A 22723-nucleotide genomic window follows, 5' to 3' on the forward strand; every position below is an offset into this window, starting at 1 on the left:
TTTACGGGGTCACTTCAGTTTGCTGTGGCTTTGTTATTTTGGTGTCTTTTAGATATCAATTAGTTCGATTGATGCAAACCGTTCCAAACTATATCGCGGTAGCGTGCTTGGTTCGTGTCGCCTTCTGTACTAAAGACCATGATGGTTGCATCTCGGTTTAAACCTAGCTGATCACGTACTGCTTGGTCTGCACCTTCACGACAAAGTTGGTACAACAGACCTAACGTAATTGCACCTGACTCACCACTGACAATTTGGCTATCGCCGTGTAATGGGTTTCCTAAAACTCTCATACCATTCGCTGAAACACTGTCTTCAACCGATACAAAATGGTTGCTGCAATCGCGGAGTACTGGCCAAGTCACGGGATTTGGCTCACCGCAAGCAAGACCTGCCATAATCGAATTCAATTCACCCGATACATTGACCATTTCGCCTTTCACACCTGAGCGAAAGATACAGTCTGCTGCAGCTGGCTCAGCAATAATGGTTTCGAAAGTGCCCGCACCTAGCTTATCAACTAAGTAGCCCAATACACCGCCAGCCATTGCGCCAACACCTGCTTGTAAAAAGACGTGAGTGGGTGACCCAAACTCTGATGCCTGAACTTGTTCAACGGCTTCATCTGCCATTGTCATGTAGCCTTGTGAAATCCATGTTGGGATTTCTTCATAGCCGTCCCAAGCGGTGTCTTGAACAAGCATCCAACCATTGTCTTGCGCAGTTTGGTTCGCCATACGTACCGTGTCGTCATAGTTAACTTCTGTCACGATACACTCGGCACCTAGGCCTTGGATACGGTTTACACTCGCTTGAGATGAGCCTTTTGGCATATAAACTACGGCTTTTTGTCCCATTTCACGAGCTGCCCACGCTACGCCCGTACCGTGGTTACCCGCAGTCGCTGTAGTAAATACCAATGGTTTATCTAATTTTGAAGCCACCGTTTTAAGGTTGATCTCAGAGATATCAATACCTAGGTGTTTAGCTAATTGACGACCAAGTGCGTAAGAGCCACCCAGCACTTTAAAGGCATTTAAACCAAAGCGTTTTGATTCGTCTTTCACCAAGATGGCTTTGACGCCCAATTGTTTTGCCAAGTTAGGAAGAGAGACAAGTGGTGTAGGTTGGTAACCTTCGATCTGGCGGTGAAACTCACGCGCTTGTTGGGCTTGAGAAGCGGTGAATAGTTCGCAGACTTGACCAGTATAGAATGAATTTTTTGATAGTTTTAACATAGGACACACTTAGATACAGACAGATGAATTAAAGGTCATTAAGCGATGGTCAATGACCTTGTTTAGTCGTTCATAGCGACAGGTAGTATTGCGAAAAATGCTACGCGATTACTTGATGTAAGCGATCGCTTCCACTTCAACTAATGCGTCTTTTGGTAGACGAGCCGCTTCAACACAAGAGCGTGCTGGTGCATTCTCAGTCCCGAATACTTCTGTGTATACCTCGTTAAATGCGACGAAGTTTTCCATATCAGATAGGAAACATGTGGTCTTAATAACAGTGTCCAGTGAACCACCGCTTTGCTCTAGTACAGCTTTCAAATTTTCTAGTGACATACGAGCTTGCTCTTTAATGCCACCTTCAACAAACGCCATTGTTTTTGCATCAAGAGGCAGCTGACCAGAAGTGAAAATAAGGTCTTTGAATGCCATGCCTTGAGAGTATGGGCCGATTGCTGCAGGTGCTAGATCTGTATGGATTTTTGTTTTCATTTCATTTCTCTTTATAGGATTTTTAAGCTCTAAACTCGCGGATATATTTATAGATAGCGTGGCGAGTTATACCAAGACGTTCAGATACGAATGCTGTCGCCTCTTTCAATTCGAAAATACCATTCTCAAGCAATAGCTTGGTAATGGCTTTGTTTCGACCTTTCAAGTTGACTGACTCATCGTTGTCGACTTCAAAAATAGCGTGCTCAAGTGCTTGCTCAATCACTTCTGTTGTTGAAGCTCCAAAGTTCTCATGCACACCCACAGGGGCATGAGCAATGTCCGGCATTAAAGTTTTTATGATCTCAGGAAACGGGTGAGACAAATTCATGTTGATACAGAATAGTCCAATCGGTTTGCCATTTTCTCCAGCTAGCACACAGGTCGTAGATTTAAGCAGTGACCCATCTTTGCTGGTGGTGAAGTAACTCTTTGGCGTGACCTCACCAGTGCTCTCAAACACACTCAGCATTTTCAGCCCTAGATCGGTGATAGGTGACCCTACTTCTCGACCTGTGTGATGACCGTTCACGATCTTCACCACTGATTTTTCAAAGCTCTCGAATGAGTGAATCACTACCTCACAATGCGGACCAATAAAGTCGGCAATAGTTTCGGCTAAGCGAAAGTTCAGTGCGAGATGCTCTCTGTCATTGTCGGTGAATTCTACGTTAAACGATTTATATGCTGATGCGTTCATTTTAGACCACTGTTGTTAACTTTAATTGCCTTTCATTATCTTTGGTTACTCGATGGATTTCAAGTTGCCAATTAACTTTATGTAACTATAAAACTATACACTCGCTCCTTGCACAAGCCTAAAGTTACAAATAAGTACCTAAAATTGATCAAAATCAACAAAAATTCTGGTTCTAGATGCTTTTGGGTCACTATAGTTAACTGTGAGATTGTGGTCACATTATTTAACTAAAATGTCAGTAAGATGCTCATCGTAACGTAAACAAAATTGAACTATAGGGTCGGTTCGTAATTGCTGACCCAACAATAATAATTAGAGGCCCCAATGACTAACTACCTAAACCGAGGCTTTGAACAAGCTGAGTTTGAAAACAGAACATCACGCGCTCAAAAAGTTATGCATGAGATGAAGCTAGACGCGATGATTTTTACTACGGAACCAAACGTTCGCTATTTTACTGGTTTTCACACTCAGTTTTGGCACAGCCCAACTAGACCATGGTTCGTTGTTATCCCAGCAGAAGGTAAACCTATTGCTATTGTTCCTGAGATTGGTGCTAGCGGTATGGCAGGAACATGGGTTGAGAACATCATTACTTGGCCTTCACCAAGGCCAGAAGATGACGGCATTAGCTTGGTTGCAAGCACGTTGAACTCTTTACCTTGTCGTCACGGCAGAGTTGGCGCGACATTAGGGATTGAGTCTCACTTGCGTATGCCAGTAAATAACTACCTCAAATTAACCACCATGGTTAAGAAAGATTTTGTTGATGTGTCATTAGCGATGCATGAGCTTCGTCAGATTAAATCACAAGCTGAAATAGAAAAAACTCGCGAAATCTGTCGTATTACCAATGTGGGCTTTAGCAAAATTCCTGGGTATGCAAAAGCCGGCATGACCGAGCGTGAAATCTGTAAACAGTTCCGTATCGATATGTTGTTAGAAGGTGCAGATGAATGTCCTTACATCATCGCAGGCTCAGGACCTGATGGTTATGACAGCATCATCATGGGTCCTACCGATCGCATTATTGAACCGGGAGATGTGTTGATCATCGATACGGGTGCTGTACGCGATGGTTACTTCTCTGATTTCGACCGTAACTGGGCATTTGGTCATGCGAGTGAGCAAACCAAAGCGGCATACCGCGCTACTTACGAAGCGACCACGAAAGGCTTCGAGGCAGCGAAACCGGGCGCAACCACGACTGACATCTACAACGCGATGTGGGGAGTACTAGAAGCTAATGGTGCATTGGGTAACGACGTTGGTCGTCTAGGTCATGGATTAGGTATGGAACTGACAGAGCGTCCGTCTAACACCGCTACCGACAACACAGTACTTAAGCCTGGCATGGTGATGACGCTAGAACCGGGCATGGTTTACGCACCGGGTAAGTCGATGGTTCACGAAGAGAACATCGTGATTACTGAAGACGGCGCTGAATGGTTGAGCGAACGAGCTGAACCAGAACTGATCATTATTTAGCTAAAAATTTAGCACCGTACAAATTTAACACCCTACAAAAGCTGACTCTGGATTCTGGAGTCAGCACATAAAAACTATAAAAATACGAGTTTCTCATGCAAACAATAGAACAGTTTCGACAATTTGAAATCCCATTACAGCACGTTCAGGCTCCAAGGATTGGTCGAGTTCATATCGGTTTAGTGCAACTAAGTACTGACCACTCTTTAGAGATGGACTGGGCAAAATTACTGGGCACACAAGCAGGAGTGTTTAGCTCCCGTGTTTATTACAGCAGCGAAATGACTCCAGAAGCGCTCGACCAAATTGCGGTTGGTATCAGCGAAGCATCCGATCTAATAGCGACGGGTTTACCCATGGATGTCATGGCGTTTGGTTGCACTTCAGCTTCTATCATTATCGGTGAAGAAAAAGTCGCTAACCTTCTTACACAAAATCGCGGTGATATTCCCGCAACCAACCCATGGACAGCTGCTCAAGCCGCATTTAAGCACTTGGGTGCAAAGAAAGTTGCCGTGTTTTCCCCCTACCCAACAGAAGTGAATTTCCCTCTTTATCAACAACTGACTGCCGCTGGCTTTGAAGTCCCTGTTTTAGGTTCACTTGGCATTGAGAAAGACACTGACATCACGACGGTTTCAAAGGAATCGATGATGGAAGCGTTGAGCAAAATGTTGCCGGGCTCTGGTGCCGATGTGGTGTTTATGTCTTGCACCAACCTTCGTGTTCTTGACCACATTCAAGAGATTGAAGATCGATTTGGTATCCCAGTCGTGTGCAGCAACTCTGCGATGTTCTGGCACTGCATGCACTTAGTCGGCAACAAAGCTCAATGTCCAGGTTACGGACAATTGCTAAATCAATAGCAACCAATGAATAAAGGAATTTTAAGATGAGTAATACAACTAAAGGTTGGTTAGCTGCCATTTTCATTGGCATGCTTTGGGGTATTCCGTGGATCGTAGGGACACCTATTTTAGAAGTAATGGACGCACAAGTCTTGGTATGGGTTCGCTATACCGTCGCTTTCATTACTCTGTTTGTGATTATCCAAGTCAGCAATGCGATGGGTAAACCACAGAAAAAAGTCGATTTTAAACTTAATTGGGCAAACCGACACGACATCTTCTGGGCGGCATGTTGCGGCATTATTGGTCAAGGTGCTTTCAGTTTTCTATCGTTCCTATCTCTTGATTACATTACCGCTTCAGAAAACGGCGTGATCCAAGGCCTTATCCCAATCATCATTTTGTGTGTCGGTTTCCTTCGCCACGGCGAGCGTTTTACACCACTACAAATCTTGGCAGCTGTTGGCGCCTTCGTTGGTGTCGCTATTTTGGTTATGGACCCTTCTGTTGAAGGCAGCGGGTTTAACATTGGTCACTTGATCTGTCTGGGTAGTGCCGCGAGCTTCTCCACGATGGCTTACGCTCGTGCCAAGCTTGCTGAGAAATATGGTTCAGTGGCGACGATGTATCACCAGTTTGTTTTTGCGGCAATTGGCTTCGGTCTTTACCTACTGGTTGTCGGCGCCGATTTCTCTTCAGCTCTCGGTATTTTCAGTTCTCCACTTCGTATTGCTTGTATTGCAATTCTGGGTGTGGGTATTTCAGGTATCAGCTACCTAATCTACATCTATGCAATGGAACGAGTTGGCGTAGACGGAACGGGTATGGCACTTAACTTGATGCCTCTGTCTTCTTTCGTCCTGGCTGTGTTTGCTCTCGGTGAAGCGGTAACGCCAATGCGACTACTAGCGATTGCAGTCGTTATTGGCTCAATGATGTTGTTCATGAAGTTTGGTAAGGCGAAGAAAAAAGCGCCTCAGCTGAAAACGGCGACAGACGTTAACTAGCGAAAAACCACTAAATAAAATTATGAGTAATAAGGCGGTGTGCGCACCGCCGTTACCTAAAAATTATGGAAGATAGACAGATGAACACAACAAACAGAGACACATTTTTAGGATGGACTGCTGCCATTGCTGTTGCCTGTATCTGGGGCGTAACTGGGGTGGTATCTAAGCCGCTCTCTATGGCTGTTGACCCGATGACATTGGTATTTTTCCGCTACGTTACTGCGGTAATTGGCCTTTCCATCATTTTCTTTTTTACATCACGTAGTAAAAGCTTGAGCGCTGACTTGGGTTCTTCGTTAAAGATCGATACCAAAGATATTGGTCGCATTGCGCTTTGTGGCATCGTTGGACAAGGGGTGTTTTCACTGTTCAACTTCCTTTCTCTTTCTCACATTGGTGCGACTGAAAACGGTGTTATTCAAGGCATGCAGCCGTTCGCGACGGTTTTCTTTGGCATGATGTTTATGAACTTCCGCATGAACAAGATTCAGTGGGGTGCTTTTATTGCTTCGGCGGTTTGTATTTACGCAATGAGTGTTGGTCCGACAAACTCCATTGAAGGTGGTACGCCACTACTAGGTTACGTTTACGTGACGTGTTCAATGCTGGCGTTAGCGTGGACAGCTCACTTACGAGCTAGTTTAGCGGACAAATACGGTTCAGTTGTTTCTATGCTTTACCAATACATCTCAGTTGCAGTAATGGGCATCATCGTTGTATTGACCATGGGCTTAGACCTATCTCAGATTTACATTATCTTCTCTAGCCCGCTGTTAATTGCTTTGCTTATTTTCTTAGGTACGGGTATCTCTGGCGGTAGCTACTTGATTCAATTGTATTCTTTCAAGCGTATCGGTGTCGAAAAGGCAACGATGGCATTAAATCTCATGCCTTTGGTTGGCTACTTAGTGGCGGTTTTAACACTTGGCGAACAGATGGCAATGGGCAAAACCATCGTTGTTTCATTAATTGTGGTCGCACTTTACGTGTTCACGAAGTTTGAGACAAAGCAGGAAGAACAATCTTCAGAAAATTTAGCGTGCGATAAAAAAGCAACACCAGAAGCGAGCTAAGTGATGAAATCAGTGACTAAAGGTTGGATGGCAGCGATTGGCGTGGGGTTGTTATGGGGCTCTGAGGGCGCATTAGCTACCTTGCCATTACAAACCATTGATGCGCGATTGTTGGTGTGGCTACGCTACATGATGGCATTCTTTGTTTTATCTTTAGTCCTGATTTTCTCAGCAATGATCCACAAGAAAACTCAAAGCAAACCGAAGTTGGCGTTTAGTTGGGATAATCGGAGCGATCTATTCAAGTTGTTGGTATGTGGTGTCGTTGGCCAAGGTTTGTTTAGCTTTCTTTCGTTTCTCTCGTTGGACTATATTTCACTGTCAGAAAATGGCGTTATTCAGGGACTTGTTCCCATTGCTATCTTGGCGATAGGTCAGCTTTTTTACGGCGCTCGATTTACTCGTATGCAAATCGTCTCTAGCGGAATCGCTTTGGTTGGCGTCAGCATGTTAGTGCTAGCTCCTCCGTTTACGTCTCAAGATAGAGGAGTAAACATCGGGCACCTGATTTGTCTATTGAGTGTGCTGAGCTTTGCGTCGGTGACTCATTTGCGCGCTCAGCTTGCAGAAAAATACGGTGCAACTTGCACCATGCATTATCAATTTGGTTTTGCGGCGGTTGGATTTTTCATTTATTTACTGGTTTCAGGCATTGATGTACCAAGCCTGTTACTGGTAATTCGCCCTTCTTGGTCGTTACTCTGCATTATCGTGCTAGGTGGCTTTGTATCAGGGCTGGGCTACATCGCATACATATACGGCATAGAGCGTGTTGGTGTTGAAGGCAGCAGTATGGCTTTAAATCTGATCCCTATGTCTGCATTTTTCATCGCTGTTTTGGTGTTTGGAGAACCCATCACACCTTTTAGGGCGCTGGCTGTTGGCTTGATTATTGTGGCAATGATGCTGTTTGCTGCATCCAACAAGTCCCGCGAGATGACATCTAAAACAGTTTTAACAAATTAATTTTAAGTATTTATTGGAGTTTCCATGACTAACATTGCCAACGTTACAGAATGGCGCCGCCATTTACATCAGTACCCAGAGTTCGGTACTGAAGAGTTCATAACATCTGAATTTGTAGCGAACAAGCTCGAAGAGTTCGGCATTGAAGTTCACCGTGGTATTGGCGGAACAGGTGTGCTTGGAATTCTGAAAAATGGCACAAGCGATCGCTCGATTGGTCTACGTGCGGATATGGATGCGCTGCGCATTCATGAACAGAACACTTTTTGTCACGCTTCAAAACATGAAGGAGCGATGCACGCTTGTGGACATGATGGCCATACCGCGATGCTACTGGGTGCGGCGCAAGAGTTAGCAACCAGTAAGCAATTCGATGGCACTGTGTACTTCATTTTCCAACCAGATGAAGAGCGAGGCACAGGAGCGAAAGCGATGATCGCTGATGGCCTGTTCACTCGTTGGAATATGGATGCGATTTACGCGATGCATAACTTACCGGGTATCCCAGAAGGTAAATTTGTGACTCGTCCAAGCTCGCTTATGGCAAGTGAAAGCAGTTTTGAGATTGTGATCAAAGCGACGGGCGGTCACGCGGCGATGCCACACATGGGAACCGACCCGATTGTTGTTGGATCTCAGGTGGTCACAGCACTGCAAACCATCGTTTCGCGTAATTTGAGCGCCATTGATGAGACGGCGGTTATCTCGGTGACTAATTTTGTTACTAATGGCACCGTGAATGTGATTCCTTCGCAAGTGACTATTTCTGGTGACACTCGCAGCTTTACCGATCAAGCATTGCATAAAATTGAGAAAGCGATTGAGCGTGTCGTCGCTGGCCAGTGCATGTCGGCAGGTGTTGATTATCAATACCACTTCAACAACAGCTTCTTATCAACGATTAACACGCCTGAAGAGACGGCTCATGCAGTGAAAGCAGCACAAGCGGTTGTTGGTGAAGAGAATGTGAATGGAGCTTGTGAACGCTTCACCATTAGTGAGGATTTCTCGTTCATGTTACGCGAAGTAAAAGGGTGCTATATGCTAGTTGGGAATGGTGTTGGTGAATGTGGAGGCACTGCGCTCCATAACCCACACTACGATTTCAACGATAATATTCTGGAGCATGGTGTCGGATTCTGGAAGACTTTGGTAGAACAACAATTGTCACAGTAAGTTGATGAAAAAAAGAGCGAGAGGCTAACTTCTCGCTCTTTTTGTATCTAAGGTGTTCTCAAATTGGTGAACAGTTTGGCTGGCTTGGATTAGTTTGCTTAGCGATTCACTTGTTCAACAATCTCGCGTGTTAAGCGGGCAATCTCATCCCATTCTCCATTTTCAACGAGTTTCTTGTCGACCATCCATGTACCACCGCAGGCTAATACTTGAGGCACTGCTAAGTAGTTATCGATGTTTGATGGCGTGATACCGCCTGTAGGCATGAGTCGAATATCGCCGTATGGGCCAACGAGTGACTTAACCATGCTGATTCCACCTGAAGCTTCGGCAGGGAAAAACTTGAGAGTCGTTAGTCCCATCTCAAGTGCTGCTTCAACGGTGCTTGGATTGTTCACACCTGGAATGATATCGATGCCGATCTCTTGGCATGCTTTAACTGTGTTCGGATTAAAGCCCGGTGAAACCACAAACGTTGCGCCCGCTTCTTTTGCTGCGAGTGCTTGCTCACGGTTCAAGATGGTGCCCGCGCCGATCAGCATGTCAGGCTGAGCTTCTCGAAGCAGTCGGATAGCTTCAACAGCGGCGTCTGAACGGAACGTAATTTCAGCGGCGGGAAGCCCATTCTCAGCCAATACTTTGCCTAGAGGGATAATATCCTCTGCGTTATCAATTGCGATAACAGGGATAACTTTAAGTGCTTTTAGCTGTTCGTTAATTGTAGACATGGGTTTACTTCTTAATATCAGTTTGAAAGAGTGTCGGTGATGGGTTTTGGGATGATTGCGCCGTGATGTTGAATGACCAGTCTCGCCAGTGCATTGCCTTTGCGGCAGGCTTGCTGAACAGAGCCGCCAGATAGATAGCAAGACAAGAATCCGCCATTGAATGAATCGCCTGCTGAAGTGCTATCAACCACGGTTTCTACTGGCGTGGTTTCAATTAGGCTTGGTGTTTGGGCTGGAGTTTCACTGACCAAACAGCCTTCAGCACCGAGTTTTACAATGATGGTCTGCACGCCAAGCCTGTGTAGTCGGTCGATGGTGTCTTGAGGTGTTTGGTCGCCCCATAGTTGCTGTTCATCATCAAAGGTAACCAAGGCGATATCAGTGGTTTGATAACCCAGTCGATAGCACTCTTTGGTCGCGCTTTCTGATTCCCATAGTTTTGGTCGGTAGTTACTATCAAAGGCGATGGTAACGCCACGTTCACGCAGGCCTTCAATGATAGTGAGCAACTTTAGCTGATCGCTGTGTGGCAGTATCGCGAGGGAAATGCCACTCAGAAACACCATATCAACATCGTGAAGTTGGTTGGCTATCTTATCGAAATCGGGGTGCTGTACCATGTAGCGAGCCGCCGAATCGTTGCGCCAGTATAGGAAGGTGCGCTCACCAACATCGTCGAGTTGAATGAGATAGAGCCCGGGTGAACGCTGCTCGTCAATAAGCACGAATTCGGTTGATAGTCCTTCATCTTGCCATCGGTTAAGCATCTCTTGGCTGATAGCGTCTGAGCCAAGCGCCGAGACATAGCTTGTTCGTATCGCTGGATTCGCAGTGTTATTGCAGTTCATGGGATTGCTAACCGCAGCGCTGCGGTTCAAGTAGATTGCCGCGTTTAATGTGTCTCCACCATAGCTTTGATGCATGTTGCCAAATGGAGCCCATTCAGTTCAATCATGCACTCACCGATGATTGCGATGTGGGTCATAATATAGCCTTAGAAAGGAAAGGTTGGGTTTGTTCGTATTGAGGAAAGCATGACCATAATGAGATATGGTCATGCTTTTTCGATTCTAATCTTACGGGAGTGAGACTAGCCGATTACTTGTTGTCTAGTTTTACGAACAACATCGTTAGGACGAAAGACAGTGCAAATACACCCACCACGCCCATCAGTGCTTGAATGAAGTTTTGCGTACCGCCTGCAAGGTAAGCTGGCAAGCTGAATACAGAAGAAAGAATGTAGCTTGTTAAGTGCGTATCGATTGTTACCGAGATAGCACCGAACACGCCTGCAGCCAAGCTCGCGGTCATCATCGCTTTGGTGTATTTCGTGAGTACACCAAATAGAGCCGGTTCCGTGATGCCTAAGATAGCGGTAACACTTGAGCCCATCGTAATTGAAGATTGCTCTTTAGAAACCGTTTTACGTTGCTTGTGCCAGATAGCCATTGTCGCGCCAGCAATTGCCATGTTACCTAAGCACATGATCGGCATAAGTAAATCCTTACCATACAGTGCAAAGTTGTTCAGGCTGATTGGCGTCATGCTGTGGTGGATACCAAATACGATGGTAATCGGGCGAGTTAGACCAAACACAAAGCCCGTTAACGTGGGAGAGATTTCCAGTAGTGAACTCATTACCCAACCTGCGCCATTACTTAGCCAGATTCCTGCAGGGCCAACAAATGATAGTGTGATGGTTGAAGTCACCGTAAAGGCAAGCAGTGGCGTAAATACTGGCTTTGCTGAAGAGGGTACCAGTCGGTCAACTAGAGGTGTCACTTTAGACAATAACCAGATTGCTAGAATCGCAGGAACAATCGCGCCGCCGTAATTAAGCAGTTCAATAGGAACCACGCCTAGCACCGTCAGCTCAGGAGCCGCGCCAGCATCTTTTAGCATCACCGCTTTATCTACTAGCTTGGGTGCTAGCATTGCAGAGGAGACAGCAAGTGCGATGTACTCGTTTACTTTGAATACCTTAGCGGCAGAGAAAGAGACCAGCATAGGCAAGAAGAAGAACACAGCGACAGAAATTGAACGGAAGAAATAAACCGTGTCTGAGGTTTCAGAGATAACGTTTGTTGCGATAAGGCCAGAAAGTAGACCCATTAACATACCTGCACCGGCAATCGCTGGAACTACTGGGCCGAAGATACCCGCGACAATGCGCATCACGCCTTGGAACAGCTTGCCTTTCTCTAACTCATCTGCAGGGTTAGCGTCAGCTTGCTGAGTATTTGATAGTGCGTTGAACCACTTCTCGACCTCAACACCGATGATGACTTGAGTTTGGCCTTGTTGAAGTACCACACCTTTCACATCTGCGATCTGCTTGATCGCTTCTTCGTCTACCAGCGCTTCGTCGGCTAATTTGAATCTCAGCCTTGTCATACAGTGCGTGATACTCACGATATTGTCTTCACCACCAAGTGCAGTGATTAATAACTGTATATTTTCTTTGAAATTTTTATTTTTCGATGATGACTTCGAGTTATTAATAACGGCATCACTCTTTTCTACCATTTGCATACTACACCTGTTATTGGAATATATTTAACTCGAGCAATCATAACGACAATCAATTTAAATCCAACGCAGTAGAAAGAGATCTCAATCACACTTAAAATTCGAAAAATTATTTTTCCACCGTTTTTAGCCAATTGGTATGTTTTGTTTATCAAAAAAATACTCTTAACGTACCAATTATTTTTACGAAAAATTAGTGCTTGAAATGTGCTTTTTAAAGCGGTTAGATAATAGGAGTTGACTTAAGTTTAGGTTATTTAATTGTGAAAGAAACTATTATATCTGATATCCATTGTATTATTACTAAGCCAGACAGACACAATCTCATTACCGTGGTAGTTGAAACGAATGAAGGCGTGACTGGGTTCGGTTGTGCGACATTCCAACAAAGACCGCTTGCTGTAAAAACAATGGTCGATGAATATTTAAAACCTATTCTTATTGGTAAAAACGCCAATAATATTGAAGACTTATGGCAAATGATGATGGTCAACGCTTATTGGCGAAATGGCCCTGTTATCAATAATGCAATTTCCGGTGTTGATATGGCATTGTGGGATATTAAAGCCAAATTGGCGGGTATGCCGCTACATCAATTATTTGGTGGTAAGTCTCGTGATGCTATTCCTGTATACACACACGCGACTAGCGACACGATGGAAGGTATTTATGAGCTGGTGGAGTCTTTCCTAGACAAAGGCTACAAGCATATTCGTTGTCAGCTTGGTTTCTATGGCGGTGTTCCAACCGATTTGCATACCACTCAAAACCCGACTGAAGGCTCGTACTACGACCAAGATCAGTACATGGACAATACTCTAACGATGTTTAAGTCGTTGAGAGAGAAGTATGGTAACCAATTCCATATTCTTCATGATGTTCATGAGCGCCTATTCCCGAACCAAGCGATACAATTTGCCAAAGAAGTCGAGCAATATAAGCCTTACTTCATTGAAGATATTCTGCCGCCAAACCAAACGGAATGGTTGGATAATATTCGTAGCCAAAGCTCAGTTTCATTAGGTTTAGGGGAGTTATTTAATAACCCTGAAGAGTGGAAATCTCTGATTGCTAATCGTCGTATTGATTTCATTCGTTGCCATGTTTCACAGATTGGTGGTATTACTCCTGCTCTGAAACTCGGCCATCTATGTCAGAACTTCGGTGTTCGTATTGCATGGCATTGCCCGCCAGATATGACGCCAATTGGTGCAGCGGTCAACACGCATTTGAACGTGCATTTACACAATGCCGCCATTCAAGAGCATGTCGAGTACAACGAGAATACGCACAAGGTATTCCCGAACGCTGCAGAGCCAATTAATGGCTACTTATACGCTTCTGAAATCGCAGGTATTGGTGTTGAAATCGACCAAGAGGTTGCAGCCGAGTTCCCTGTTATGTATCGCCCCCACGAGTGGACTCAAAGTCGCCTTCCTGATGGCGCGATTCATACCCCATAACTCGTATTTTTAATATCAAATGGTCGCTATAAGCGGCCATTTTCTTATTTAATATACTTACCAGATATTACGTATTATCTGGTAAGTATATTTCTAGTATCATTAAATTAATAATATTAGATGTGAAATAATATTAGTGGCTAATCTATAGAGTAATTAACTTATATCTATAAAAATTAACCATATTAAATCGAATTAAAAGGTTACTTCTTATCTCGGAAGCTCATGCTCTCATTGTTAAAAGGAGTGTGATAGGTGCATTGATATTTGATGTCGATGATATCGCTGACGATGAATAGATCCCCCGATGCTAAGAAACCTCGGTTGGTGATATTCATCGCCGCGGCATTTTTTTTGCAGCCGAGCAACTCCGCGTCTTCTTTAGATACGTTGATCGCTTGATACGTCGTTAAGTAGCTATCGATCTGAAGACCTTTCGCCAATGCATGTTTCTGGATTGAGCTTTCAATGATCTCGGCATTCATCTCTGGGAAGACACTGACAGGGATCTTGGCTTCTTCAATCTGAACTACTTTGTTGTTAATCAATCGAAGCCGTCTAATTTTCCAGATGTAGTCATTGTCGTCTAAAGAAAAAATCTGCTGTTCGTGGTTATCGGGTAGCGCTTTATTCAGTTGGAGCTTTTTATAAGAGATCTCTTCAAAACTGTTTTCAGTAATGGAGTTGTACACCAGTGGTGTACCAATGAGAGAAGTGTTGACGAAGTAACCAGAACCCACCTTAGATTTCACCATGCCAATAGCCTCTAGCTTGGCTAGCGCTTTTCGAATAGTAAATCGAGATAACCCATATATTTCAGAGAGTTCTCTTTCCGCGGGAAGCTTATGATTGATACTGTTTTGACAGATCTTGCTCACAATATCTTGGACAACTAACTCGTACTTTTTCATAGTTCAATAACTTTAAAGTGTATTCACTGTGACTAAAGAATAGTGAACTAAATCAGGGATTCAGTACGCTCTGAATGACTCATAATTGTAACATAGAAGGTTAAGTGGGTGATGATAAATAGGGTTAGTTAGGGGTACTAGTGACCACCTTTTGCGCTGACTTGATTACATCTTGTGATTCTAGTCCTCATTTTGTAAAACAAGATTATGAACTTTAACGTGCGGCATTTAATGTCTGTGTTGTTGCTATTTTAAGTGACTAATTCAGGAGTAGGGTATGAGTTCGAATCAAATCAAAATGTCGTATTTGATGTGGGTAATGTGATTGTGCGTTGGTCGCCGCTGGAAATTACTCAACTAACGTTTGGTAACATTGCCGACCCTGAAGCCCGAGCGCTTTCGATTTTCCAAAGTGCGATTTGGTCGGATTTGAACAAAGGGTTCTTAACCGAAAATGAAGCCAAACTTCGCTACCAACAAGAGCTCGATTTATCTTCATTAGAGTGCGACCGCCTGTTTTATTACGTTAAGAAAACGCAGATCTTATTGCATGGTTCTGTCGACCTTATCGAGCGCGTAAAGCGTGCTGGGTATGGTGTGTATGCACTTACCGACAACGTGGTCGAGATTGTTGAACACCTAAAAGCCACCTACGAATTTTGGCCTTTGTTTGATGGCGCAGCCGTATCCGCTGAACTTGGCATGCTTAAACCGCAGCCTGAGATTTACCAAGCGTTGCTTTCAAATAATGGACTGGAGGCTTCAGAAACGGTGTTCATTGATGATATGCCTTACAACGTAGAAGGAGCAAAAGCCGTAGGTATGGCGGGTATTCAGTTTATCGATTCTGCGCAATGTGAGAACGAACTTCGTGCTCTTGGCGTCGAATTTACGTGATCATGTAGCGAAATTCTCAAGCTATCTATTTTAGTCAGGTTTCTCTATGTAGATAATCTAGGTAGGCAAGATAAGTAGAAAAACGACGGATAGAAAAGACTGATAAAAGCTAAAATGAATCGATTAAAAAGAGGCGCTGTTTCATCATGAACATCGCCTCTTTTTCTATTTGTTCTTTTAATGAGCTTTATTTTTCTATTTAACTTTATTGCTCAGTATCCAAGTGTCGAATTAACTTCGCCGGCGTGCCACCGTATAGACAATCTGGCGGTACATCGCTGTTGACCACAGAGTTCGCCGCGATAACCGAGCGAGCCCCAATCTTCACGCCTTGGTTGATGACCGAGTTTCCACCAACCCACACATCATCTTCGATTGTTATCGGTAAACAGAAGGTTTCCCATTTACGACGGCTACGATAATCAAGGGAGTGTGATGGCGTATAGAATTGGACGCTTGGTCCAATTAAAACATTGTTTCCGACTTTGATTCTCGCACCATCTAGCATTACGACGTTCATATTGATGAAGGTGTCGTCACCAATCTCGATGGTTTTTCCAAACTCACAATGAAAAGGGGGCTGGATTAAGCTGCTACTCCCGACTTTACCGAATAGCTGCTCTTGCAATGTGTGTTGTTGATCTGGATTTTGATGGTTGTTGAAGGCCATTAACGCCTTTTTGGCATTGGTACGTATGGTATCAATTTCTTGGTCTGCACCATCATATACTTGCCCAGATAACATTTTATCGAGTTCAGTTTGATCGTTTGTATTACTCATGCTGCCCACTTTCCGAGAGTCTCGGTCTAAATGACGAATACTGCAAGATTAGCGATTTTTGGACATAAAAAAAGAGAAAAGCCTCAGCCTTTCTCTTCCTATTTTGTGCTTTAAGCACTAATGCTAAGTGAGCCCAGCTATTCAGCAAAAGGCGCGCTTTACCAATTAGATTTGCTCAACGAAACCCATTAGGTGCTGTTTCACTTCGTCTGAAGCAAAAGCACTCTCTACAGAGTACTTGTAGATCTCTGCGTAGTCTTCTTGTGTTAGACCGAACGTTTCACATACACGCTTCACTTCGTTAGTCATGGTTGTGTTCGACACAGTGCGGTTGTCTGTGTTGATCGTTACAACGATGCCGTCTTTCTTGAATTCAGCAATTGGGTGGTCGCTGAATTTGTGAATACATTTAGTTTGCACGTTACTTGTTGGGCAAGTTTCAAGCGCAACCTGTTTCTCTTTAACGATGTTGTACGCGTCTTCGTTACCTTGGATGTGGACACCGTGGCCGATACGCTCAGCGTCAAGCAGTGTGACTGCATCGTAAACGTTCTGACCATGCCATTGCTCACCTGCGTGAACCGTCACACGGTAGCCTTGTTCAATAGCGTATTGCGTGTACTCAGGGAATTCAGCGCAGAAGCCCGGCTTTTCACCGCCTGCAATATCAAACGCAACCACGCCTTTACCAAGGTATGGTTTACCAGCGTCGATTACATCTTTGATTGAGTCTTTCGGGAACATACGAAGTACAGACATGATGTAGTTGCCCTTAATGTCGTATTTCTCTTCTGCACGCTTCATGCCTTTAACCGCACTTGCGATGATTGCATCAAGAGACAAGCCCTTGTTTACGTGAAGAATCGGTGCAAAACGAACTTCTAGGTACTTAACGTTTTCTAGTGCTGCGTCTTCGTAAAGCTCAAAAGAGATACGCTCAATCGCTTCTTCCGTTTGCATCACTTGCAGTGGCAGGCTAAAGCAAGCTAGGTACTCATCAAGGTTTTTGCAATCTTCAGGCACTGTTAGAGACTTTACTACCGCTTCACGGTCTTCTGGAAGTTCGATTCCGTACTGTTTCGCCAGATCAATAATGGTGTCTGGACGAACACTTCCGTCTAGGTGGCAGTGCAGATCAATCTTAGGGAGTGCTAGAAAGTTCATGAGTATTCCTTAGGTCTATTATTTTTTGAGTTATTAACTCATAGGTTACATGGGCTTAAATTAACAAGTTTGTGATATGATTTAAAGTGACATAAAGTCATCATTAATCTGAATCTAAGGAATATCATGGTAGATGTTAAAAGCTTACTCAAATGTGATATGAATTTACTGCTGTGTTTACACGTGTTGCTTGAAGAGCGCAGCGTGAGCAAAACGGCAGAGCGATTGTTCCTTAGTCAGTCTGCGGTGAGTAAACAACTCACTAAGCTGCGTTCTTTGTTTGACGACCCTTTGTTTGAACGTGAGTCAAAAGGCCTGTTTCCAACACCGAAAGCCACCTCTTTAGCGCCTAAAATTCATCAAATCCTTCTGCAAGTTGAACAGCTAACCGTGCCGGACATTTTTGAGCCGAAAGACAGCGAACGTACTTTTAATATCGATCTTGTTGAAACCGCTTATACCGCGATTTACCCTAAATTTATGCCTAACGCGCTAGCAGATGCGCCGAACATTACGGTAAACAGCACTACTTGGAGCAGCGAAACCTTTAAGCGCTTACTAAAGCGTGAGGTCGATTTCGGGATTGGAATTTTTGAGCTCGATGAAAGGGCTAGCACCCACATTCAAAATATCCCTGCCGAGCTAAACCACGTCGAGTTGCTGCAAGATTACTCTGTGTGCTTGATGCGAAATGATCACCCAGTACTTCAAGAAGAGTGGAATCTGCAAGCCTTCCTTAAATACCGTCATATTCAGTTGGTGACCGGTGGCGTTGGCGACTGGTTGCTACTGGAAATCTTGCAAGCCAAACAGCTTCAAATTAACAAAGCCGCCAACGTGTCGGACATCACCAGCGCAGTAAAGCTGTGCAAACAAAGCGATTTGCTGATGTGTTATCCGTACAACTCGGTTCGTGACTATATTGAGAGTGGCGAACTGGTGATGAAGCCGATTCCTATTGAGTTGGTTCCCGGTGGTTTGTTTTTGCTTTGGCACCGTTACTTTGATTCTGAACCAAGCCACAAATGGCTTCGCGACCTCATAGTCAATAAGACCCAAGAACCTCAGCTGTAAACCGCGAGCTACGATGATCAAAACGGCGAAATAAGTTTTTTTAAATTTATTTCGTCTTTTTAGAATGAGCATTGTCTTATTACGGGTGCCAAATGCCCGCCAAGAATGAGATATCTAAATGAATCCAATGCCATCGATTCGTTGGTGTTGATTGATTAGTGCTTAATCCTGATGACAGACAGACAGACAGAAGTAAGGCCAACGTGTATACGCTGGCCTTTTTTATGGTTCTTCGCAGATTAGCGCCAAGTTGGATAAGCGACTCGGCTTGTTGTTACGTTATGCTGGAACCTTAAAACAAGAATCTTGATTGCTGTATTTTGGTACGAAGCACAATTTGTCTGCCGACATTTTTAAGCCGTTTTGCATCTGGATATGTGTTACCGCCCAAATCACGCAGCCATGAGGCAAATTGAATAGCGAGCGAGTTTGAGTGAACAACACGCCGTCATCATAGGCTGGTGTAATGTTCGTCGCTTTGCCTTGCCACGCCTTATGAGTGGTTTGCACATCAATATTTGGAACAATCAATGAGAGCATTTCTGGCTCAACGTCTTTTACGACTTTCAAGCAGATACGACACCCATCGTAGTATTGTTCTATCCAGATTTTATGTGGAATAGCGTGATCATCCCAACCCAGTTGTAAGATATGTTCCATGACTTTGTCCTTGGTATCTAAGAAGGAAAGGCAGTGCTCAACACTGCCTGAATTAGCTCAAATATTATTCGTAACTTAAACCATGTCCGAACGGGTAAAGGGTGTCGGCTTGATCATACCCAGGGTAGTCTGAGTCTTGGTTTTGAATGGCTTGGGCACTGTTCGCTAAAGCAAATGGCAGTTTTCCTTGAGGAGCAAAGTTGCCTGAAAGTACTTCCATTAGGTTGCTGTCCGAGACACCAAATGTGGCGATCACGGCACCGGCTTGCTTAAGATTACTTTGATCGTCTAGCACGAAGGGTTGTCTAAAGTTGATGGACAATACCGTTTTGTCAGCGCCCACTTCGTTCATAACGGCTTTAATGTCGCTTAGGCTTGGTTCAATATGCCAAGATGCAGCTGTAGCCATTTCACTGAACGCAAGAATATCGAGTTCATCTGGGTTCGCGCCACCAAAGATAAGATCAGGATCTGAGCCTTCGTTAGATACGCGAACACGAATAACCGCATAGTCCGTATCGGCTGGTACTGGTGGACGCGTTTCTCCCGCTTCGTAATCTCCGGAAGTCACGGTAAAGTTGTACTTGTCGTCTCCTGCAATGTTTTCGTCCATTCCCATGACATACAGAGCAACAGGATTTTGTGCGGTTGATTCAGCTAGAGGTAAAGTCTTATTGGTATTTTGAAGTAAGACGACAGACTTTTTCTGTGCGTAATCAGCGCGTTCTTGGTACTTCTCGTTGCCTAAAATCTCTTGGGCTTTTTTCTCATCAACGTAAGTGTTTTCGAAAAGGCCAAGCTTGAATTGTTCTTCAAGTAAGCGTGTGACTGATAGGTCGACACGCTCTTCGGTAAGCAGATCTTTTTCCACGAGTTTCACGATGACTTCTTTATCATGGAAACCTGAAAGAACATCGACTCCAGCTTCGACCGCCATGGCAACCTGCTCATCAATCGTTTTGTGTTCCACACCCCATGCACGATCGCCAATAATGCCGGTATCTGAGTTCACGTTACCTGTGTAGCCCAATTCGTCTCTGAGAAGGTCGGTAACAATGCCTTTTGAGAAGGACATACCAACATCGTTTGGCATCCACTTTTGATCTACAGGGATGCCGTAGTAAGGCATGATTGAAGAAGCGCCAGCCTCAATCGCAGCAATAAACGGTTTTAGGTGGTAATCAAAATTGTTCTTTGGATAGACTTGGTTTTTACCGAAGTCATAATGTGGGTCACCACCGTTTTCTTGTGGACCGCCACCAGGGAAGTGTTTGATGGTTAGCGCGATACTGTCTTCGTTGACCTCACCGCCATCCTGCAACCCTTTGATAAGTGAGCGCATAATGTCAGACGCTAAATCTGCATCTTCGGTAAAGGTTTCGTGTACTCGGTACCAACGAGGTTCTGTCGCCAAATCCATCATGTATCCGTACATACTGCGTAGGCCAATTGAAGACCATTCTTCATTCATGATACCTGCAAATTCAGTGATTAAATCCATGTCGCGAGTGGCTGCTAAACCTGCCTCTTTAGGCCAAGCAGAAAAGGCACCTGAAGAAACGTTGATCCCTGCTTTAGCTGATGGATCTATGTGGTTACGAGCATTGGATTTGAATAGAGCGGGGATACCCATTCGCGTCTGTTCACGCAGTTCTTGAACACTATTCATGAACTGGGCAGCTTCTGTTGGGGTTATCTGACAACCTGAACGGCCTGAATCGCAATCAGGCGCATTGGTAGGTGTTTCAACTACGCTGTTACGGAAGATAAAGCGCGTCATTTGGGCATCGCCAATCATGTCTTGCCCTTTACTACTAACGAGCCCACCTTTGGACGAGTTTAAGGTGTCAATGAGCATCATGCCGGCTTTCTCATCTAGCGTCATTCGGCTAACCAAGTCTGCTGCTCGCTCTTCTGGAGATAATCGCCAGTCTTCAAAGGGTTCAAGTGTTCCATTGCCGTTAGAATCTCGGAATTGGTAACCTTCAACGTTCAATACATCATGAACACGAGAGTGAACTTGGGGTTGTTGGAAGTTATTGTCGCTATCAGATGAGTTGCATCCTGCAAGAAGCAACGCGATTGCTATAGGTGTCAGGGTAAGACGCTTCATGGTCACGATCCTATTGTTAGTACATAGACAGGATCTTAAGAGCTAACTTGTTTATTTAGATAGAAAAAAGGCTTCATTTATGATCAGATAATCGTCGCCAAACAAACTACCTACATCAATAGTGAAGCCGATGACGATTATCTCCTTACAGAAGCAATTTAAGCAATTCTTTAATGCTGACACCCTCCAAAAAATGGCGAAAAGTACAGGCCTGATGAAACGGTGTCGGGCGATATTACCCGAGCAGCTAGTCATTAGCTTAGTGGCCGCGTTAAGCAAAGGAAACTGCACTTCCATTGCGGATTTACTGCGACAATTCAATGGGATGTGCTTGAGCCCTGAAGGTGCCGTGGCATACAAGCCTTACCATAACCAGTTGAGGAAAAATGAGTTTCCTAATTTCATGCGGCAACTTGTTATGCGAGCAATAGCTCAATTTGCTCGCCAGCAGAATGTCGGTCTACCAAATAAGCTCGACACCTTTGATGATGTACTGCTTCAAGATGGCAGCTCTTTCCACATCCATCGTGACCTGGCGGATGTTTATCCGAGTCGATTTAAACGTAACCCTGCAGCGGTTGAATGTCATATGACAATGTCGTTGAAAAGCTTTTCTCCAGTCGCGATGAACATCAGCGCTGATACGGCATCAGAAAGAGATTTTTTACCTGAGCCCAAAACGATGAACAACAAATTGCTGTTAGCTGACGCAGGGTATCCTGATTTCCACTTCTTTCGAGAGCTTGAACAGCATGGCGGATTCTATATTGTCCGAGGTGCTAAGTCTCTGAACCCTATGATTATTGAGGCAAGGAACGGCAAGGGGCGACTGCTGCCTAAGCTAGAAGGGAAGAAGCTGAAAGACATTACTCGAGGTACCAACCGTTCGCAGGTCCTTGACCTAAAAGTCCGTCGAGGTAAACAAGAGTTTAGAGTCGTGCGACGATGGTTTGCTGAAGAAAAACGATTCTGCATTTGGATAACTAACTTACCTTCAGACACCTTTACTGCCGATGACATCATGGCGATCTACCGCTGTCGATGGCAGGTGGAACTGCTTTTTAAAGAGTTAAAGTCTCACACCAACTGGCAACGATTTGTCACCGCACAAAAGGCCATCGTTGATGGGCTCATCTGGGCCAGTTTACTTGCGCTGATCATTAGGCGTAGTATTGCGCTTCAGATAATGCCATCGGTCTCATTGTTTAAAGCGGCAAAAAATGTGGATGTCTGGCTGTTACCAATATTTGAATGTATCAGTCACGGCGCATGGTCAGAAATCAGCAATAAAATCGAATGGGCTACCAGTTATATATCAAGGAACGCTCAAAAGTCCGCGCAGAGGAAGTCTAAAGAAAACATTACGTTAGACGGAATTTACGCTGAGCTTAGTGCTTAAGGTTCTGTCTATG

General features: G+C 44.5%; 19 protein-coding genes and 2 pseudogenes. 10 read left to right on the forward strand and 11 right to left on the reverse strand.

All coding sequences use genetic code 11. The annotated features are described in order from the left end of the window. Nucleotides 1-59: 59 nt before the first annotated feature. The 3 genes from dpaL to AB4274_RS18010 all read right to left on the reverse strand — a co-directional run bounded on the left by dpaL (nucleotide 60) and on the right by AB4274_RS18010 (nucleotide 2430). Nucleotides 60-1238, reverse strand: coding sequence for a diaminopropionate ammonia-lyase (gene dpaL / locus AB4274_RS18000; RefSeq protein ID WP_017072480.1), 1179 nt, complete (start codon nucleotides 1236-1238; stop codon nucleotides 60-62). Between the two features lie 108 nt (nucleotides 1239-1346). Beyond that, nucleotides 1347-1730 (reverse strand): RidA family protein, encoded by a 384-nt coding sequence (locus tag AB4274_RS18005; protein ID WP_004732389.1) that lies wholly within the window; start codon nucleotides 1728-1730, stop codon nucleotides 1347-1349. Between the two features lie 22 nt (nucleotides 1731-1752). Beyond that, nucleotides 1753-2430, reverse strand: a complete 678-nt coding sequence (locus AB4274_RS18010; protein WP_017068123.1) for a transcriptional regulator — start codon at nucleotides 2428-2430, stop codon at nucleotides 1753-1755. A 324-nt stretch (nucleotides 2431-2754) separates the two neighbouring features. Between AB4274_RS18010 and AB4274_RS18015 the strand changes: the two genes are divergently transcribed. From AB4274_RS18015 to AB4274_RS18040, 6 genes are all read left to right on the forward strand, one after another. Then, nucleotides 2755-3918, forward strand: a complete 1164-nt coding sequence (locus tag AB4274_RS18015) for a Xaa-Pro peptidase family protein (protein ID WP_017068124.1) — start codon at nucleotides 2755-2757, stop codon at nucleotides 3916-3918. 95 nt (nucleotides 3919-4013) lie between these two features. Then, a complete protein-coding gene (locus tag AB4274_RS18020) occupies nucleotides 4014-4784 on the forward strand; it encodes an aspartate/glutamate racemase family protein (RefSeq protein WP_017068125.1) in 771 nt (256 codons plus the stop codon). Between the two features lie 26 nt (nucleotides 4785-4810). Further along, the gene (locus AB4274_RS18025) at nucleotides 4811-5773 is read left to right on the forward strand and encodes a DMT family transporter (protein WP_048662518.1); all 963 of its coding nucleotides are present in this window, start codon (nucleotides 4811-4813) and stop codon (nucleotides 5771-5773) included. An 80-nt stretch (nucleotides 5774-5853) separates the two neighbouring features. Continuing rightward, nucleotides 5854-6849, forward strand: a complete 996-nt coding sequence (locus tag AB4274_RS18030; protein WP_048662517.1) for a DMT family transporter — start codon at nucleotides 5854-5856, stop codon at nucleotides 6847-6849. Between the two features lie 3 nt (nucleotides 6850-6852). Then, entirely contained in the window at nucleotides 6853-7815 is a 963-nt protein-coding gene (locus tag AB4274_RS18035) for a DMT family transporter (RefSeq protein WP_048662516.1), read from the forward strand. Between the two features lie 24 nt (nucleotides 7816-7839). Then, complete coding sequence (locus AB4274_RS18040) at nucleotides 7840-8991, forward strand: M20 aminoacylase family protein (RefSeq protein ID WP_048662515.1); 1152 nt, start codon at nucleotides 7840-7842, stop codon at nucleotides 8989-8991. A gap of 98 nt (nucleotides 8992-9089) precedes the next feature. On the opposite strand, the gene AB4274_RS18045 is transcribed toward AB4274_RS18040, so the two are convergent. The 3 genes and pseudogenes from AB4274_RS18045 to AB4274_RS18055 form a co-directional block, all read right to left on the reverse strand. After that, the gene (locus AB4274_RS18045) at nucleotides 9090-9719 is read right to left on the reverse strand and encodes a bifunctional 4-hydroxy-2-oxoglutarate aldolase/2-dehydro-3-deoxy-phosphogluconate aldolase (protein WP_050052612.1); all 630 of its coding nucleotides are present in this window, start codon (nucleotides 9717-9719) and stop codon (nucleotides 9090-9092) included. Between the two features lie 17 nt (nucleotides 9720-9736). Further along, a pseudogene (locus AB4274_RS18050) lies at nucleotides 9737-10704 on the reverse strand (sugar kinase). Nucleotides 10705-10817: 113 nt separating this feature from the next. Continuing rightward, nucleotides 10818-12251, reverse strand: coding sequence for a PTS transporter subunit EIIC (locus AB4274_RS18055; RefSeq protein ID WP_372112828.1), 1434 nt, complete (start codon nucleotides 12249-12251; stop codon nucleotides 10818-10820). A 260-nt stretch (nucleotides 12252-12511) separates the two neighbouring features. Here AB4274_RS18055 and AB4274_RS18060 point away from each other — a divergent pair, with 260 nt between their 5' ends. Further along, nucleotides 12512-13711 carry an enolase C-terminal domain-like protein gene (locus AB4274_RS18060; RefSeq protein WP_017065858.1) on the forward strand — a complete coding sequence of 400 codons (1200 nt, stop codon included), beginning with the start codon at nucleotides 12512-12514 and terminating at the stop codon, nucleotides 13709-13711. 203 nt (nucleotides 13712-13914) lie between these two features. Here AB4274_RS18060 and AB4274_RS18065 read toward each other — a convergent pair whose 3' ends face one another. Next, on the reverse strand, nucleotides 13915-14622 hold the full coding sequence (locus AB4274_RS18065) for a GntR family transcriptional regulator (protein ID WP_017065208.1): 708 nt from the start codon (nucleotides 14620-14622) through the stop codon (nucleotides 13915-13917). A 277-nt stretch (nucleotides 14623-14899) separates the two neighbouring features. On the opposite strand from AB4274_RS18065, the pseudogene AB4274_RS18070 reads away from it, so the two are divergent. Beyond that, nucleotides 14900-15519, forward strand: a pseudogene (locus AB4274_RS18070) (HAD family hydrolase). Between the two features lie 205 nt (nucleotides 15520-15724). On the opposite strand, the gene AB4274_RS18075 reads toward AB4274_RS18070, so the two are convergent. Next, nucleotides 15725-16300 carry a sugar O-acetyltransferase gene (locus tag AB4274_RS18075; protein WP_017061090.1) on the reverse strand — a complete coding sequence of 192 codons (576 nt, stop codon included), beginning with the start codon at nucleotides 16298-16300 and terminating at the stop codon, nucleotides 15725-15727. A gap of 165 nt (nucleotides 16301-16465) precedes the next feature. Then, nucleotides 16466-17464: an adenosine deaminase gene (add, locus tag AB4274_RS18080; protein WP_017061091.1), complete on the reverse strand. Its 999-nt coding sequence runs from the start codon at nucleotides 17462-17464 to the stop codon at nucleotides 16466-16468. 126 nt (nucleotides 17465-17590) lie between these two features. Between add and AB4274_RS18085 the strand changes: the two genes are divergently transcribed. After that, nucleotides 17591-18538 carry a LysR family transcriptional regulator gene (locus AB4274_RS18085; RefSeq protein ID WP_017061092.1) on the forward strand — a complete coding sequence of 316 codons (948 nt, stop codon included), beginning with the start codon at nucleotides 17591-17593 and terminating at the stop codon, nucleotides 18536-18538. A gap of 279 nt (nucleotides 18539-18817) precedes the next feature. Here the strand turns inward: AB4274_RS18085 and AB4274_RS18090 are convergent, their stop codons facing one another. Beyond that, nucleotides 18818-19198 (reverse strand): hypothetical protein, encoded by a 381-nt coding sequence (locus tag AB4274_RS18090; protein ID WP_017057786.1) that lies wholly within the window; start codon nucleotides 19196-19198, stop codon nucleotides 18818-18820. Between the two features lie 64 nt (nucleotides 19199-19262). Further along, nucleotides 19263-21311, reverse strand: coding sequence for a glycoside hydrolase family 3 N-terminal domain-containing protein (locus AB4274_RS18095; protein WP_102398630.1), 2049 nt, complete (start codon nucleotides 21309-21311; stop codon nucleotides 19263-19265). 130 nt (nucleotides 21312-21441) lie between these two features. On the opposite strand from AB4274_RS18095, the gene AB4274_RS18100 reads away from it, so the two are divergent. Next, entirely contained in the window at nucleotides 21442-22710 is a 1269-nt protein-coding gene (locus tag AB4274_RS18100) for an IS4 family transposase (RefSeq protein ID WP_017068666.1), read from the forward strand. Nucleotides 22711-22723: the final 13 nt, after the last annotated feature.

Origin of the sequence: Vibrio sp. 10N.261.55.A10 (genome assembly GCF_041470825.1) — a bacterium.
GTDB lineage: Bacteria > Pseudomonadota > Gammaproteobacteria > Enterobacterales > Vibrionaceae > Vibrio > Vibrio crassostreae_C.